The organism is Prevotella sp. HUN102 (assembly GCF_000688375.1).
GTDB lineage: Bacteria > Bacteroidota > Bacteroidia > Bacteroidales > Bacteroidaceae > Prevotella.
This window is the reverse complement of sequence record NZ_JIAF01000004.1, coordinates 517735-534230: the sequence shown is the minus strand read 5'-3', so window position 1 is coordinate 534230 and position 16496 is coordinate 517735. Positions and strand designations below refer to the sequence as shown.

General features: G+C 46.9%; 12 protein-coding genes and 2 pseudogenes. 4 read left to right on the top strand and 10 right to left on the bottom strand.

Translation table 11 applies throughout. From position 1 onward, the window contains the following. Positions 1-6: 6 nt before the first annotated feature. The 9 genes and pseudogenes from argS to P150_RS0107095 all read right to left on the bottom strand — a co-directional run bounded on the left by argS (position 7) and on the right by P150_RS0107095 (position 12597). Complete coding sequence (gene argS, locus P150_RS0107140) at positions 7-1824, bottom strand: arginine--tRNA ligase (RefSeq protein WP_028897082.1); 1818 nt, start codon at positions 1822-1824, stop codon at positions 7-9. Between the two features lie 712 nt (positions 1825-2536). Then, complete coding sequence (locus P150_RS16165) at positions 2537-4561, bottom strand: Ig-like domain-containing protein (RefSeq protein ID WP_081819299.1); 2025 nt, start codon at positions 4559-4561, stop codon at positions 2537-2539. A gap of 196 nt (positions 4562-4757) precedes the next feature. Then, positions 4758-6266 carry a GH3 auxin-responsive promoter family protein gene (locus tag P150_RS0107130; RefSeq protein WP_028897081.1) on the bottom strand — a complete coding sequence of 503 codons (1509 nt, stop codon included), beginning with the start codon at positions 6264-6266 and terminating at the stop codon, positions 4758-4760. A 125-nt stretch (positions 6267-6391) separates the two neighbouring features. Further along, positions 6392-7331 (bottom strand): annotated as a pseudogene (locus P150_RS0107120) (IS30 family transposase). A 408-nt stretch (positions 7332-7739) separates the two neighbouring features. Further along, on the bottom strand, positions 7740-8846 hold the full coding sequence (locus P150_RS16160; protein WP_231477584.1) for an IS4 family transposase: 1107 nt from the start codon (positions 8844-8846) through the stop codon (positions 7740-7742). A gap of 500 nt (positions 8847-9346) precedes the next feature. Continuing rightward, positions 9347-10414, bottom strand: a complete 1068-nt coding sequence (locus tag P150_RS0107110) for a relaxase/mobilization nuclease domain-containing protein (RefSeq protein WP_028897078.1) — start codon at positions 10412-10414, stop codon at positions 9347-9349. Further along, on the bottom strand, positions 10398-10826 hold the full coding sequence (locus P150_RS0107105; protein ID WP_028897077.1) for a hypothetical protein: 429 nt from the start codon (positions 10824-10826) through the stop codon (positions 10398-10400). The genes P150_RS0107110 and P150_RS0107105 overlap by 17 nt, the downstream gene beginning before the upstream one ends. A 339-nt stretch (positions 10827-11165) precedes the next feature. Further along, the gene (locus P150_RS0107100; protein ID WP_028897076.1) at positions 11166-11636 is read right to left on the bottom strand and encodes a DUF3408 domain-containing protein; all 471 of its coding nucleotides are present in this window, start codon (positions 11634-11636) and stop codon (positions 11166-11168) included. Between the two features lie 4 nt (positions 11637-11640). Beyond that, positions 11641-12597, bottom strand: coding sequence for a toprim domain-containing protein (locus P150_RS0107095; protein WP_028897075.1), 957 nt, complete (start codon positions 12595-12597; stop codon positions 11641-11643). A 246-nt stretch (positions 12598-12843) separates the two neighbouring features. On the opposite strand from P150_RS0107095, the gene P150_RS0107090 reads away from it, so the two are divergent. Continuing rightward, the gene (locus P150_RS0107090) at positions 12844-13815 is read left to right on the top strand and encodes an IS110 family transposase (protein ID WP_028897074.1); all 972 of its coding nucleotides are present in this window, start codon (positions 12844-12846) and stop codon (positions 13813-13815) included. Positions 13816-14020: 205 nt separating this feature from the next. Here P150_RS0107090 and P150_RS16155 read toward each other — a convergent pair. After that, positions 14021-15287 (bottom strand): annotated as a pseudogene (locus P150_RS16155) (VapE domain-containing protein). Between the two features lie 196 nt (positions 15288-15483). On the opposite strand from P150_RS16155, the gene P150_RS17555 reads away from it, so the two are divergent. From P150_RS17555 to P150_RS0107065, 3 genes are all read left to right on the top strand, one after another. Continuing rightward, positions 15484-15693 (top strand): hypothetical protein, encoded by a 210-nt coding sequence (locus tag P150_RS17555; protein WP_155952964.1) that lies wholly within the window; start codon positions 15484-15486, stop codon positions 15691-15693. A 153-nt stretch (positions 15694-15846) separates the two neighbouring features. Beyond that, positions 15847-16137 (top strand): helix-turn-helix domain-containing protein, encoded by a 291-nt coding sequence (locus tag P150_RS0107070; protein WP_028897072.1) that lies wholly within the window; start codon positions 15847-15849, stop codon positions 16135-16137. After that, the gene (locus P150_RS0107065; RefSeq protein ID WP_028897071.1) at positions 16137-16430 is read left to right on the top strand and encodes a helix-turn-helix domain-containing protein; all 294 of its coding nucleotides are present in this window, start codon (positions 16137-16139) and stop codon (positions 16428-16430) included. Before P150_RS0107070 ends, P150_RS0107065 begins: the two co-directional genes overlap by 1 nt. Positions 16431-16496: the final 66 nt, after the last annotated feature.

Sequence of the window (16496 nt, the reverse complement as noted above, 5' to 3'; positions counted from 1 at the left end):
TGGGCATTACATACGTTCGGGAACCTCGATTCCCAAGAGTGCCATACCGTTCTTTATGACCTTGGCAACGTTCTGCGCGAGCACCAGACGAACGATTTTCTCGTCTTCATTCTCTGCATTGAGAATGCTGTAATCGTGATAGAACTGGTTGAACTCCTTGGTAAGCTCGTAGCAATAGTTGGCAATGCCGCTCGGACTGTAATCAATTCCGGCCTGAGCCACCACGCCCTCAAAGTCGTTCATCTTCTGAATCAATGCCACTTCCTTCTCGTTGAGCGGAGCATCGTCCGCCAATGAAGCCGGAACGGCGATGCTCTGGTCGGCTGCCTTGCGCAGAATGCTGCGGATGCGGGCGTAAGTATATTGGATGAACGGACCGGTATTTCCGTTGAAGTCGATTGATTCCTCCGGATTGAAGAGCATATTCTTACGGGCATCCACCTTGAGTATGAAGTATTTCAATGCGCCGAGGCCCACCACACGGGCTATCTCGCTCTTCTCTTCCTCGCTCATATCCTTGAATTTTCCGAGTTCGTCGGATGTCTTCCGGGCATCGGAAATCATTGCTTCAATCAGTTCGTCGGCATCGACCACCGTTCCCTCACGGCTCTTCATCTTTCCGTTAGGCAGCTCCACCATACCGTAGGAGAAGTGGACGAGGTCCTTTCCCCACTTGAAGCCGAGACGGTCGAGGAGGATTGAAAGCACTTGGAAGTGATAGTTCTGCTCGTTTCCCACGACGTAGATCATCTTGTCGATGGGGAAATCCTTGAAACGCATATCGGCAGTACCGATGTCCTGTGTCATATAGACGGATGTGCCGTCGCTGCGGAGCAACAGCTTTTGGTCGAGTCCCTCGTTGGTAAAGTCCGCCCATACGGAATTGTCGTCCTTACGGATGAAGAGTCCCTTTGCCAAACCCTCCTCCACCTTCTTCTTTCCTTCGAGATAGGTGTTGCTTTCGTAGTAAATCTTGTCGAAACTTACGCCGAGAGCCTTGTATGTCTCGTCGAAACCTGCATACACCCAGTTGTTCATCATTTCCCAGAGACGGCGCACCTCGGGGTCGTTGGACTCCCACTTCACGAGCATTTCGTGGGCTTCCTGCATCAGGGGAGATTCCTTTTCGGCACGCGCCTTCGCCGCTTCCTCGTCCAGACCCTCGGCAATGAACCTGTCGGTAAGCTCTTTCAGCTCGGCACGGTAGTGCTTGTCGAAGGCAACGTAGAAGTCGCCGATCAGATGGTCGCCTTTCTTGCCGGCCTTCTCGGGCGTGATGCCCTCGCCCCACTTCTGCCAAGCGAGCATAGACTTGCAGATATGGATGCCGCGGTCGTTCACGATGTTGGTCTTCACCACCTTGTAGCCGTTCGCTTCCATAATCTTTGCGAGCGACCAACCGAGCAGGTTGTTGCGCACGTGCCCCAAGTGCAGAGGCTTGTTGGTGTTCGGAGAGGAATATTCCACCATTGCCAGCGGGCTTTCCTCCGTTACGCTCTTCTCGCCGAACTTCTCGTCAGCGTGTATTTCGTTGAGCAAGCCCATCCACGCAGCCGGTGCGATGACGAGATTGAGGAATCCCTTGACGACATTGAAATCAGCAACAGCCCCGCAGTTCCGCTTCAGATACCCGCCTATTTCCTGTGCCGTGTCTTCGGGCTTCTTGCGCGAGGTTTTCAAGAGTGGGAAAGCCACGAGCGTAAGATTGCCCTCAAAGTCGGTACGGGTTTTCTGCAACTGAATCATCTGTGCCGGTACGTCGGCACCATAGAGTTCTTTCACGCCAGCGAGTACTGCGGTTGTTATCTGATTTTCTATCTTCATAACGTTGTTTATTATTCTGGATGCAAAGGTAATAAAAAAAAAAGGAATATAAAAATCGGAGGATTTCCGGAGAAATACATCGCACGGGCGATGCTGTTTTCCTGTCGGAGATTGGGAAAAGAAGCAAAGGAGTTGGGAGAAAGCCCCGTGAGAGAGCGGGAAACAAGGGAACAGACCGACGGACAGAACGCTCACAAGCCCTGCGTTCTCGGGTCTGCATCGTTTCTTCCCTTGTATTCCGATTGTATTTCCTACGTACTTTCATTTGTCGCTATACTGTTCCGAGAATTGTCTCAAAGCTATGAAACTATTGTCTCATAATTATGAAACAGTTGTCTCAAAGCTATGAAACAACTGTCTCATAGCTTTGAAACTATTCTCGGAACGGTGTATAAATAAATGCAGATACGAATCTTAGTTCGTGATAACCCTGATGAAGAAACATAAGATTGTGCTGAAAAGTTATCAATCTTCTTTTGTTTTAACCTCTCACAGAGAGCACTGAATCACAGAGATTGTTTTTGGAAGAGTAGACGTTAATCTGTGAGTCTGTGCTCTCTGTGAGAGATTTTTGGTTTATCCTATCCCGAACTGGCGTAGGTATAGGGAAAGCAATGTCTTCATCGCACAGGGGAAAGTCTTTGGCATATAGAAAAACCCGAGTTCAGGCTTGTTCTGAACTCGGGTTGAAAGGTAATGGGCGGCATCTGCCTTACTTTAAATGCTCTTCTATGCCGTTTTTCGGATTGTATTCCAGTCCCAGATTCTTTGCGCGCTCGGCGTTTCTGCTGCGCTGTTTCTGTTTTGCGTCGCCCTTCTGCTTGGTTATATTGGCCGGTTTCTGCCTGTAAAGCGGCGTGCTGTGAGGATTCCACGTGTCGCGGAACTCGCGCTTGGCCTGACATTCTATCTCCTTGGGGTAGTAATATACGGCTTCTGCCTGACGCTGCCCGCTGTAAAGCCCGGTGTCCCATCGGCCGTTGTCGTTGTCGTCCACTATCATCCGCATATAATACTTGCCGGGTTTCACATAATAGAATATGGCGGCGTTGTCCTTTGCCGCAACGGTCTTCAATGGTTTGTCGCTCGCGTTCATCAGTTGGAGCAGACAATTCTTGCCGTCCACGCCTTGGAGGGAGAATATCAGCGTGCTGAACTCCTCCAATGCGCGCACCTTTATGCCCTGTTTGAACTTCTTTGAAGGACGTCCGTAGACATCGACGAACGCCATTGAGTCGAGCTCAAGGCTGTATGTGCTGCCCGGATTCCAGCCTGCAACGAGCTTGTATCGCCGAGGGTGGCTCGGGTCGGCTCCGAATTGGTATTGGGCACGATACCAGAGGGTGTCTATCTTTTCGTAAAGGTGTATCTTCGACGTGTCGCAGACGGCCACCGGCGCGGGAATGTCGAAGGTGGGATTCTCATCAGGTGCGATGCTCGATGCCACATTGTAGCGCACGTCGAGCAGTTCTGCGGGATATTCGGTTTCATATTCCCGTCCGCGCTCCTTGTTCTTGTCCTGTTGCTTCTTCCATTTGGCGTATTCCTCCTGTTTCTGCTTCATACGCTTGGCGTAAGGATTCTTCGACAATACTTCCAGCGTGTCGGTCTGCGGCACGAGACTGCCGAGCGAGTCGGTCGCCATATACTGGAGTTCCATTTGCAGCGTGTCCTGATTCACGAGCATTGTGTCGCGCAGCCAGTAGGTTATCGTGTCCTGATTCATCGACGGTTCCACGATAAAGGCATCGTCGGCATTGAAGTTCAGCCCCTTGATTGTCGGCAGGTCGGCGTGCCCGTAGCTGAAGAAGAGCGAGAAATGGTCGGCCTCACGGCGTTCGGCCTTCAGGAAATAACGGTCGGTAAGCACTTCCGTGAAAGCCGTGAGCACCACGTCGTCCGGGAGGAAATGCGTGTAGGGCGTCTGCCTGATGTCCTGAATGCGCAGCGAGTCACGCCAGATCGTGTCCTGTCTGATGTCGGGTTTGGACGAAGGCATAATCACTTCGGGCGTGAACGCCAGCTTTTCGCTCGGCTGATTGAACATATAGTTGCCGTCGGCATCCTGAAGGGCGTAGATTCTGTAATCGCCCTTTGCAACGCCCTTGACGGAGAAGTGGCCGCGGCTGTCGGTGCGCGACACACGGAGCATCGGCAGTTTCTGGAAAGCCGTGTCGGACTGGTTGCTGTATAAGCCCACGAGTATGCCCTTGATAGGCTCGAGATTCTCGGCTTCCAACACATATCCGGCTACCTCCATCGTGTCGATGTGGTCGCCGGTGGAGAAGGAATAGGTGTAATTTCCGAGAGGATTGTTCTCGTTGTTGTCCGAAATGGCGTCCGAGAAGTCCACCGTGTAGGTGGTGTTGGGTTTCAGCTCGTCTATCAGCTCAATGGAAATCTTCTTTCCCTGTCCCTTGATTATGGGTGCTTCGAGCTGCGGGGGCGACACGACCACCTTTTCCGTAGGATTGTCCAACTTGATAAATTCATCGAAAAGAATGGTTATCTTCTTGCTGTTCACGTCCGTTGAGCGGTCGGCAGGCGCAGAACCCAGTATCTTCGGTGGTGCTTCGTCGTACCATCCACCGTCGGGTTCGCCCATTTTTGCACAGGAAGAGAGGAGGAAAAGGAAAAGAAAGAAAACAAAAGTCCCTTCAAAGCCTCCCCAAGCCCCTCCGAGGGAGGGGATGTGTTTGAGGAACACCTTTATATTATTTGATAATCTTGAAAACATAAGCTCATCTTTACACATTACTTTGCCAACCACATCCCTCCCTTGGAAGGGCTTGGGGAGGCTATTTTATCTATCTTGCCATCTACTTCCTTTCCTTATATAAAGAATTTAAGTAAATCCTATGTCTCATTTTGCCAACCACATCCCCTCCCTCGGAGGGGCTTGGGGAGGCTCTGAACGGACTTTGGAAAGGCTTTCAATTCATCGCCAGCATCTCCTCGATGTTCTTTCTGCTGTTGGAAAGTCGGGGAACCTTATGCTGCCCTCCGAGCTTTCCCTTTGACTTGAGCCAGTCGCTGAAAAGATTCTTGCGGGCAGGGATGATTTCCAGTCGCTGCAAGGTTACGTCGTGGAAGCGTTTAGCCTCATAGTCCGAGTTGATTTCCTGAAGTTTCGAGTCGAGAATTGCGGTAAATTCCTCCAAACTGCAAGGCTCTTTTGCAAATTCAATGAGCCACTGATGACGGCACTTTGCATTGGCATCCATAAATATTGGGGCTGCCGTATAGTCGAGAATCTGCGCACCCGTGGCTTTGCAGGCTGCATCAAGTCCCTTTTCGGCATTGTCCATTATGAGTTCTTCGCCGAAGGCATTGATGAAATACTTTGTGCGACCCGTGATAATGAACTTGTATGGGTCTTTGGATGTGAACTGAACCGTGTCGCCAATCTCATAACGCCACAGTCCGCACGCCGTACTGATGAGCATTGCGTAGTTCTTCCCTATCTCGACGCCGCCCAGCGGAACGATGTTCGGGTCTTCCCTTTCAAATTCATCCATCGGAAGGAACTCATAGAACACGCCGTAATCGAGCATCAGCAGCATACTCTGGTCGTCAGGGTCGCTCTGAATGCCGAAGAATCCTTCCGAGGCATTGTAGGTTTCCATATAGTTCATACACGACTTCGTGATCAGTTGCTCGTACTGCTCACGATAGGGTGTGAAGGCTATGCCGCCGTGGAAGAACACTTCCAGATTGGGCCACACTTCCTCGAGATGCGTCTTTCCCGAAAGTTCCATCACACGCACGAGCACGCTGAGCATCCACGACGGTACACCGGAAATGTTCGTAACGTCCGCATTCAGCGTTTCCTGCGCAATACGGTCGCGCTTTACCTCGAAATCGCTCAGGAGAGCCACCTGCTTGGAGGGCACACGCTTCAGGTTTGCCAGAGGATTGATGTTCTCTATGAGGATAGCACTCAAATCGCCGACGAGAGAGTTCGGAAGATTGTAGTTGGGAGAATGGCTTCCGCCGAGTATCAGGCTCTTGCCGCTGAACAGCCGACTGTCGGGATTGTTGGCAAGATAGAGTGCCACAACGTCCTTTCCGCCCTGATAGTGTACGCTCTGCAATCCTTCGTTCGACACGGGAATGAACTTGCTCTTGTCGTTGGTGGTTCCCGACGACTTCGCATACCATTTCACCTGTCCCGGCCATAGGATATTGAGCTCGCCGTGGCGCATTCTGTCTATATCGTTCTTAAGTTCCTCGTAGGTGTTTACGGGAACGTTCTGCGCGTAGTCTTCATAGGACTTTATAGTAGAAAAAAGATGATTTCTTCCGTATTCCGTATCCTTGGCACGCTCTATGAGATATTTCAGAACTTCCGCTTGAATGGCTTCTCCATCGTGTTCGTAACGGTCCAATTCACGGCGACGTGGTTGAAAATACAACTTATTTACTATGCTGGTAAGATTCATTATAATCCGGTTGTTTTAAACTACAAAATTACTGTAAATAAACTGAACAAGCGTGGTTTTTACTTATTTTAAGAAAGACGAAAACCACAGATATGTACCTGTAGAGTCAACCAGCAAGTGCAAAATTACAACACATGTTTGAAGAACTCGCACTTTGGTGTGGAAAAGTTTAGTTTTTCCCTTGGTCTTTCATTCAATTTCTTCTGTATGGCCATAATCCTCTTGTCCGTATAGTTCTCAAAGGAATCCTTTTTAGGTATATATTGCCTGATTAACTTGTTTGTATTCTCAATGGCTCCCTTTTGCCATGGACAATATGGATCTGCAAAGTACACAGGCACGCCCAACCATTTCGTGATATCCTTATGTGCGGCAAACTCAGGTCCGTTGTCAGTGGTAATGGTCTTCAGTCTGTCCTTGTATGGCAGCAGCAGTCTCCTGACTGCTTTTGCCAGAGGCTTCGACTGCTTCCCAAATGGCAGTTTCCGCATAAGCAACATAATTGGTGGATTTCTCCACCAGTGTGAGTATGGCCCTTTGGGCAGGGTCGACGATCAGGTCCATCTCAAAGTCTCCAAATCTCTTCCCGTCCACTTCCTTGCTTCTCTCATGGATGCTCACCCTGTCCTTGACAGGAAGATGCCCACCCTTGGGGTGATGCCTGTATTTCATCTGATGTCTTGTGTGCCCGGCAAGTTTCCCTGTCGGGTCATCGTGGATGATGTTGTAGATGGACTGATGGGACACCCTTATCCCCTCATTCACACGCAGATACCCCGATATTTGTCTTGGAGACCATTGGTCATTAACGATATATTCCTTGATTCTCCAGACCAATTCGTCGGAGAGCCTGGAGTTGCTCACCGTTCGCCTCCTTTGCTCCATGGCCATGTCGTGCGCCTTCGTCCAGATATACTTTCCCGAGGGCGTGCTGTTGCGTTTGATTTCACGTGAGAGTGTTGCCTGACTGATGCCGACGATGGCGGCAATTTCTTTTCTTGCGGTTTTCTTTTGAAGTAAGGCGAAAATTTGCGACCTTTGCTCCGAGATTAATTGATGGTACATAAACAATACAAAGTTAGTTAATCTTGGGGAGACTTCGGTCTCCCTTTTTTAATTTGTATTGCCGGTTGTTGCTTTTTCCTCGGCGAGAGATGCAGACAACCTCTCGCTACGCTTCGAGAACGTCTGCATCTCTCGGCGAGGGCTACTCTTTTTTGCACTTCGATTTGGAATCTTCAGTACCAATACCCGGTGGGATGGCTGCCGTTGCCTAAATGCAGAATAAGTATCGGCAGACTGCGAGCAGAACAGGAGCAAACTGAATGTGCTTCAATGCTGAATTTTGTTTACAAAATGGTCTAAAATAAGCCCATATTTTGAAAAAATATTTTTTTATTCACTAGTGTCCACTAAAAATAGACGAGTTTAAAAATTAAATAAATTAGGTTCACCTGAACCGCTTCGGTCTTGTCATTTTTGAATATAGTTTTGTCGAAGAGATCTCTGAGATTTGTTGTGTCTGTAAGTGCCTTGCAGCACCTCATAAGTGCTTCTATCCAATCGCATATCATATTGCACAATGGCAACGAGGCAGTAGGCACAGATGGCGGAGTAAATCTGTATTCTGACAGCATTCTCAGTTGTTCCCCAAAATTTCTTGATTTTGAGGTGCTGCTTGAGCCACTTGAAGAAAAGCTCTATCTGCCAACGATTCTTGTAGAGGTCGGAAACCTGCAGTGCGGTCAGTTCCATTGCGTTAGTCAGGAACATGAACTCACGGCCTTGCTCCTCATCGAAGAATCGTACAAGCCTAAGATGTTCTGGATAGCCTTTCTGACTGCCATAGATGGTCAGCTCTATCTCAGCATCTGTCATTATTCCCCCGGGCAGCCTGCGTCTCCACTTGATGCACTTGTACTGCAAATTGGTCTTGGCCCTGACAACGAAGAACGACTCTGCACGATGTATGCGATAGAGCTCATTGAAGTTGTTGTAGCCACGGTCAAAGATGTAGTAAGCACCAGTCTCAATGGGGATTTCCCCCATCGCCTTGGAGTCATGCACTGATGCTGTGGTGATATGAAAGAAGGCGGGAATCTGAGTCTCCAGGTCATATAGGGTATGTATCTTGATACCGCCCTTATGCTTGCGGAACTTGGCCCACCAAAACACATTCAGGCATAGCGAGATGGTCGTGGAATCGAAAGCATAGACATTACCGTCAAGTTTGAAGATATTCGCAGCCCGTTTGCGCCTGGCCTTACTCACAAGGTAGTAGGCATACTGCTCGAAGATGCGATAGTCACGATTTGTATTGGCTTTAGCCAGATTACTTCTGGTCACGTGCTTGCCAAGTCCGAGATGATAGCACTTCTGGTAATGTGCCTCTATGGCGACAATCAAGTCTCGCATGCTCTCACGATTGCTCAACTGCCCAAACATGAGTGTAAGGAGCTGGTTCCAACATGTGAAGTGCTTCACATAGCGGTTACCGCCATACTTATCAACGATGTGACGAAACTTGTCTGAATCCATAAAAGCGACCAATTGGGAGAAAACGTATTTGGGCTTGTTCATATGCAGTCATCTGTTTGGACTGCAAAGATACAAAATCAAATCGTCGCACCTTGAAAATCTCTGTAACTAACTATATTTCAAATATTTCAAAGAACGCTTAGCGATTTTTAGTGGACGGCAATGTTTTTTATTTTCAAATATGCGAGTTATGAGTGTTTTAGTAAACTACTGATAATAAGAAAGTTACAAATATCCAACCATAAAGGATGATTATTTAAAAAGAAATTACCTCTTAAAAAGACCAATTATCCTTGTTAATTGTCCTGTTTTTACGTCGGAAGATGATTCTGCAATTTTATCCTATTGAAAATAAGGAAGTTACCATTTGTTGAAGATAGAATTGGTAACGATTTGGAAACGAGCGAACTACATCAGTTTGCTGTTTTCTGCTAAACAAAGAACGCTTGTCTGTCTGTTGCAAAGGTACTCTTTTTTCGGCTGGACAGCAAGCGTTTTTGAAGAAATCTTCTTGTTTTTGCACTTTTTCTATTGGTCATGGGCTATAACCCTCTTCCTCGTTTTTTCTTTTTGTTGACTTGGTTTCTGAGTCTTCGTTGCCATGCCATCTCGGCATAGTCATCTCCATGCACCTGAGGTGTAACTATTCCCCCCAATCCCGCCAGAACCTCCCCTGCAATGGACATTGCAGTTTCTACTGTTGAGCCAGTGGTTTGTGGCACTTGCAGTTTATCATTGGCAGACGATGGCGTACAAGAAGAATGGCTTAGAAAAACAAGCGGTCTGTCGGTATCCAAAGGACGCTTCTTCTCCATCTCCTGAGGTGGCGACGAAGCCTGCTGCTTCCCCTCTGTGAGGTCGTCTGTATCAAAGTTCTTTTGCAAAGAATGATAACCGAACTTCCTGCCGATTTCAGAAGCCTTGAAAGTATGTCCGCCATATGAGAACTTCAAGCCATATATCTTGCCTTGCTTGTTCTTCATCCGCTCTATGCCTATACTACTTCTATGGAGTTCATACAGGAACAAAGAGTGTCCTAACCTCCCCATCTCTCTATACTTTTCAAACGCCGCATGGCAGATTTTCTGTACCTGTTGCTTGGCGGTTTCTCTTGCAGGATTGGCTTTTGCCTTCTGATATTTCCTTTCCGCCTTGATTTCCTTTGCAATGGTCAAGCCATATTTACGGCTAAGTTCCTCCGCCACCCTTGCTGCCCTGTTGCTTACGAAGGTAGTGTCATAGACGGAGCCATACAGACTGATGCGGTTAGCTATGATATGGATGTGCATATTGTCAGTGTCCTTATGTGTTACCGCTACCCATTGATGGTCGTCAAGTCCCATGCGCCTCGCAAAGTTTGAGGCAAGGTTACGGACTGATGTGAAACTCAATCTTGACTCATCCTTCGGTGCAATTCCTATTTCGATACGAAGGAACTTGTTCCTGCACCTGCTGTTGTAGTCGTTGACCATTCTCATTTCCTCGTAAATCTCCTTCGGTGTAGTTCCGCAGAGATTGTTGGAAACAAGGTTTTGCCCGAATTTACCCTCTCTGAAAATATATTCCAATGCCGTGCTTCCGTGAGCGATTGCCTTACATTTTCCTATCATCTTCCATAATATCTAAGAGCTTAAACGCTTCTCCCTGAATGCGGTATTTGGGGTTAAAAAATCGCTTAAATGCCTCTCTTGACAAATAAGAAAGGCTCTGGGTAATCACTACCCAACCATCATTCCTTGTCTTGATAAGGCTGGAAATACGGGTAAAGAATCGTGCGGTTCTTTTCAATACATCGACGGCTTCTCTCTCATTGTCCGTCATTTGGGGAACTGCAAAAACCGCTCCATCAAGGAGCGCCTCACGGCAATAGTCTGAGAACTTCTTACCCGTACTCTTCGCTTTTTCTCTTATTCGTATTTTCTCTTCCAAAGTACATCTCACTTTGATGAACTCCGTCTTGTTCATCTTCTGTTCTTCTTTGTCTTGTTGCAGTCTCTTGACTGCTTTATGGTATCTTTCCATATAAAAGTCCTCTTTTCGTTGTTTCTTAAAATCTGAACGCTGACTGATGAGAACGGAGTGATTACAGTCTAATCTCCCCGATAGTCGAATGAGGGGAGCAAGCGCAGTTTGTGGGTACAAACTGACGTCTTGCAATGTCAGCTAACGAGACGTTTACGCATAAAACGTTTTGTAGTTGAAAAGTGAATGCCGTGCATTCCATTTCTAACTGCGTTCGTGGCGTTCCCTCCATTCAGTATGTTCAGTAAAAGTTTGTTGCTACGTTCATCAGAAAGGGTTGAGGGTTTTGGATGGAAAGGTTGTCCCTTTTCAAGAAAACCCTCGTCCTTTTCCTGCGATTTACAGTTTTCTCCATTTCTCTATATCCTCACCGTACTCTTCCAAATGAATGCGCACGATGTTCTCCACGAAACTTGAAAGGTTGCTCCCCCTGTCGCCCAACCTGCGGACGATGAAGTCGGCACGTTCCTGTGTCTCCTTGCTCAGATAGACCGCCTTACGGTTGCTCAATTTGGTCGGCATAAGATAGGCTTGCTTGTAGGCACCAAGTGTTTCCTTTCTCATCTTAGCACTGATACGTCTTTGAATGGTTGCGTTCTCTGTGTGCCTTGTATGCTCGGATTGCCCTGAAGCGATGTCTGTTTTTCCATGAATAATACTATCATTCTTCATTTCTATGTCCGTTGTTGTTTTCTCCATTTGAACAGGTTGTGCTTCCGTTTGTGAGATAACCTCATTGTCTGCCTCATCATCTTGGTTTCCCAAAAACCATGAAAGCTCTTTGTCGCTCATCATTGTATTCTTTTCCATTTCTCTATCTGATTTTATGTTTTACTTGTCTGGGTTTTATTGTTATAGGCTCTGCCTGCCTTTGCTTTTTTCTCTGCTCACGGAAACGAGTGACATGAAACTCGTTAAGGTCTTTGAACTTTGCGTAATGCACGGACATATCCTCTACATTAATCCCTGCCTGCACAAACTCCCGTACGGCTTTCCGTCCGGCATCGTCATTGTCAAGAAAGGTGTGGACAGAAGTCAGGTGCCTCTCACAGAGATAGCGTATAGCTCTTGCCACATTGCTCGCGGAGTTCATCACAAGGCAGCGGTTGGTTACTTTCTCTTTCATTGAAAGAAAGGAGAGGAAATCCATAAACCCCTCAAAGATACATACCGGTTCTGTGCTGTCCGTGAATATGGGAGTAATGTCTTTGGGGGCTATCGTTCCCTTGAACGAGTGACTGTCCCGAAGTTCATATCCGCCTGACTGATTGGCAAAGCCGATGGCTTGGTGGCATTTTCCTCTGACCTCATAGCTGATACAACACAGAAAGGGCATTGCCTTTTCCAAGTTGATACAGCGTTCCCTCGTGAGATACTCCTGCAAATGTGGCGGTAAGGTGTCTGATACCTCTATCAGTCTCCTTGCTCCATTTGCCATTTCTGTGGTCGGTGTCCTTTTATATGCTGTGACACTTGAATGCTCATACACAACATTTTCGGAAGATTTCTGCCCCAAACGGCGGATGGCTTCCGACAGTGTACAGCCCTCCAAACGCATACAAAGGTCTATGATGCTACCGCCTCTGCCTTCTGCATAGTCAATCCAAAGGTTCTTCTGTGTGTCCACCTTAAAACTCGGATGCGTTTCCTCCCTGATCGGTGAGCGGTACATCGCATAGGCTGCCGTTCTGCGGACAGGGTTGAAACCTTTCACTTCGAGATACGCCACGATGGGGTATCGCTTGATTGCTGAAAAATCTTCTTCTTTCATTGCTGTAATATTTAATTGGTCGTACATTTGTACGTTGGTCGTACATTTGTACGTTGGTTAATAATTCGATAATTTATAACTTTGATATAGGCATGGACAAAGACCGATTAATTGGTGGCTCATGAAGCCGGGTTCAACGTTCAGTCCCCATGCCTTTACATCTGAAATCTGGATAGTTCGTTGGGACTCAGATCCCGTGTTAGCGACGATAGGTTATAGGATGTATTCAACCAAATTAAAGACGTTATGACTTACATTGGAATCGACATCGGCAAGAACAGCTTCGTAGCTGCTTTTCCGACAGTATCGGGTTATCAGACCCAAACTTACCCTAATACCGTAAAAGGTATCAGGAAGTTCATCGGCTCGCTTTCCGTAACAGAACATCATTGTGTGATGGAAGCCACCGGCAATTACGGCTTTCTGCTCCTTTATCTGCTTGACAGGCAAGGAATAGCTGCCAGCATGGTAAATCCCAAACAAATCAAGCACTTTTCACGCATGATGATGACCGTCACCAAGACCGACCCCAAAGATGCCTGCATGATTGCCATGTACGGGGAGAAAATGAATCCTCCTGTTTACAAGATGCCCTCTGAAACCGTCATGCTGCTGAAGCAGAAGAAAACGATTATCAGGCAGTTGAAGAAACAGCTTACGGCGAGCAAGAACCTGAAAAGCTCTCTCGTGGTGCTTCCGTTCCAAGACAAGAACGGGATGAAAGCCTTGGATAAGACTATTTCTTTTTTGGTAAGCCAAATTGAGTCTTTGGAATCTGAACTTGCAGACTTGGCTTCATCTGAGTTTGACAGGCAGGTTAAGCTCCTTACATCCATCAAAGGGATTGGCATCACTTTGGCTACAGCTTTGATTGTGGCTACCGGAGGATTCTCCTATTTCAACAATGCAAAGCAGGTTTCCCGTTTTATCGGGATATGCCCGACTTACCAGCAGTCAGGAACATCCGTACACATCAAAGGTGGGATAAACCGTAATGGGGATGCTAACCTGCGCTCATTGCTTTATGTCGCTTCATGGTCTGCTTTACGTGGAAACACTACTTGCAAAGAGTGTTATGCGCGATTGAAAGCCAATGGGAAACCTTCCAAGGTAGCTCTTATTGCTGTCGCAAACAAGCTCGTCAGACAGGCTTTTGCAGTAATAAAGTCAGATGCACCTTATGTGGATGGATTCGTTTCTACCCATCAAACAAAATAACTTATGGTGGAATTTTTGCTCTCATTTTATTTGCTTATTAATATAGTTTGTTGAATTATAATGGTTTTTATAGTGTTCTAGTTTGGTTTTTTAAAAGTTTTTCCCTCCAAACTTTTTTCATCTTTCTTCTTACTACACGATATTTTATTGTAATCATCTGATAGCCAACAGCTATTTGTAGTCTTGAACGACACTGCACATACTACTACATTTGACTACTACAACTACCCGGTAGTGGACAAGGAAGTATCTTCCTTACCTTGTACACATTAGATGGGACTGTCCCCGTTCCGCCTTTTGCTCATTTTCTCGAATCCTGTTCTTTTCAGAGCCTCGCCCATGTGTTTCAAGGACAGGGGCTGACGGGTGTATAGTCCCAAATAGGTCAGAATCTCGGTGGTAGTCATATAGGAGCAGTGGCTATCCTCCATCGGTTTCTCAAAACAGCGCAACAGGAGTTCCATTTCTGCGGTTTGCACTTGAAAGTCCTCGCTTTGCCTGTATAGTTCCGTTATCTCGTCATCGTCAAACCAATAACGGAAACCTGATTCAAGCAAGGTTTTCGCTTCGGCATAGACTTCATCCATTGATACCGTCTTTGCCCTCTTGATGTCGATGGACAGTACCTCAAAGGGCAGGAAACGTCTGCTGCCTGTGGGGTCTGTCAGAAAATCATTGCCGTTCACCGACGCCACGAAACTCGCTAAGTGGGGATGTTCCTCCACATACTTGTCATACGGCATACGGTACTTGACCATCGGGCATGTGATAAGATTCTTCAATTCGTTCTCGTCCCGCTTGTTGAGGGCTTTGAGCTGGTCATCGATGTTCACGATAAGGTTCTGACCGATATAGGTGAGCGTGTCTTTTTCCTGCGGATATATCTTGCCTGTGTAGCTGTAACCGTGCAGTTTGGGCGGACATAGCAAATCCAAAAACGTGGTTTTGAACTTGCCTTGCTCGCCTGTCAGTACAAGGCAGGTATGGTTACGGCACTCACGGTCGTCCATTGCGTTGGCTACCACTGCCACGAGCCACTTGGTAAGGTATGGCAACCATTTGTCGGGATTGCGTACGACAACGCAATCAGCCAATTCAGAAATGGCTTTCGGTGAAAGGGAAGAATCTTCGTCCATATCCATCAGGGGAAGTTCCTTGAAATACTCCTGTATGGGATTGACAGGTGGAGAGAAACTGCTCTCGATGATGGAGTAGAGATTATCGGAAGAAGTAACAATACCCACATCGTTGTCAAGTTCCCTGCGGAGCGTGTTGATTTCATAGCGACCAACTTTTGAAAAGTAATCACTGTCCTTGTTTCGGTACTCGGTTCGTCCCAATACCGTGTTGTATCTGAACTCATGGCGCATACCAAGATAGGCTTCTATCTCCTTGTTCTTGGAGGAAGCGTTCCTCCTGTTTGATGTATTGTTTTTATCCTCCATTTTGCTTGAATCTGCATTTGGTTTCACTATCAGCCCATTTGGGTTTCCAAGAGTGAAGTTAAGGTAAGAACAGGCTCATTCCAAGCAATCAGAGAGTGCTTGCATAATGTTGCTTTCATCTGCAATAAAGTTCATACGGATAATTGTCCGAAACAAGGGAGAATGTGTCGGATTAAGTCGAAAACAGAGGGAGGAAAAGCGAAAAAGAAAAAGACGGGCATGTATGATTTTACGTTCGTTCGCTGCCTTTTTCTTCGATACGGGAAACTATGAAAAAGGCTTCCCCAATGGAGGTGTCTGTCCGAATGGAGAGAGCCACAAGCTGCCACTTAAACAAAAGGTGTCGGATTTGGATAAGAGCAGCCATATCTTTGCACAAGAGGACGGAATAAGGAAGCATAAGGAGCTGTTAAATGCGGATGGCTACAGGTGAATCATCTTGCCTTTTTCCTCAAAGTTCCCGATGTTTCCCCGCTGTTCCCTGCTGCTTTGAAACATAGCAAACACGCCATAAATTTGCAGGCAGAAACGTGCTACAAGGCGTAAAACAAGACAAAGAATTAATAAACAAAATAGTATGAAGACTATGGGATATTTTATCATTACGGACTCGAATTGGGCAAGGTTGAGGGACGAGATTCTGAGCCTCGCCGAAACCTGCCACAAGGCTTTCGGAGAACAGTGCAAGCACACTGACTGGCTGCACAACGGAGAGGTATGCAAGTTACTGAACATCAGCAAACGTACTTTGCAGCACTACCGAGACACAGGGGTACTGCCGTTTACGCAAATCGCACATAAGTGCTACTATAAGCGTGAGGACGTGGAGCGGTTGCTCCAAATTAAATCAGAGAAACCTAAAGACAAAAGAAAATAGTGGAAATCGGAAAAGACTTGAATATGGAAGCGGACGACATGCAGGTCCTGCTGTCCGCACTCAGAGGCGTAAGCAAACGGATAAGGGAAGTGGCACAGACACACAAACCGCTCTTTGGCGGTGAGCATTTCCTCACGGGAAGGGAAGTGTGCGAGCGGCTCTATATCAGCCCTCGCACCTTACAGGACTATCGTGATAGAAAGATTATACCTTACAAGCACTTTGCAGGGAAGATTCTCTACAAGGCTTCGGATTTGGAAAGGATGCTGGAAGAGAATTATAACTCAAAATAGGAATATATTTGGGGTTATTTAAAAAATCAATTATGACTTCCTATAGTTAAATAAATCATAATTTGA

What these genes read in the sequence shown, in the direction of transcription:
- argS (WP_028897082.1), bottom strand. Translation starts at nt 1,824, where the DNA reads ATGAAGATAGAAAATCAGATAACAACCGCAGTACTCGCTGGCGTGAAA.
- P150_RS16165 (WP_081819299.1), bottom strand. Translation starts at nt 4,561, where the DNA reads ATGTTTTCAAGATTATCAAATAATATAAAGGTGTTCCTCAAACACATC.
- P150_RS0107130 (WP_028897081.1), bottom strand. Translation starts at nt 6,266, where the DNA reads ATGAATCTTACCAGCATAGTAAATAAGTTGTATTTTCAACCACGTCGC.
- P150_RS16160 (WP_231477584.1), bottom strand. Translation starts at nt 8,846, where the DNA reads ATGAACAAGCCCAAATACGTTTTCTCCCAATTGGTCGCTTTTATGGAT.
- P150_RS0107110 (WP_028897078.1), bottom strand. Translation starts at nt 10,414, where the DNA reads ATGATAGGAAAATGTAAGGCAATCGCTCACGGAAGCACGGCATTGGAA.
- P150_RS0107105 (WP_028897077.1), bottom strand. Translation starts at nt 10,826, where the DNA reads ATGGAAAGATACCATAAAGCAGTCAAGAGACTGCAACAAGACAAAGAA.
- P150_RS0107100 (WP_028897076.1), bottom strand. Translation starts at nt 11,636, where the DNA reads ATGGAAAAGAATACAATGATGAGCGACAAAGAGCTTTCATGGTTTTTG.
- P150_RS0107095 (WP_028897075.1), bottom strand. Translation starts at nt 12,597, where the DNA reads ATGAAAGAAGAAGATTTTTCAGCAATCAAGCGATACCCCATCGTGGCG.
- P150_RS0107090 (WP_028897074.1), top strand. Translation starts at nt 12,844, where the DNA reads ATGACTTACATTGGAATCGACATCGGCAAGAACAGCTTCGTAGCTGCT.
- P150_RS17555 (WP_155952964.1), top strand. Translation starts at nt 15,484, where the DNA reads ATGATTTTACGTTCGTTCGCTGCCTTTTTCTTCGATACGGGAAACTAT.
- P150_RS0107070 (WP_028897072.1), top strand. Translation starts at nt 15,847, where the DNA reads ATGGGATATTTTATCATTACGGACTCGAATTGGGCAAGGTTGAGGGAC.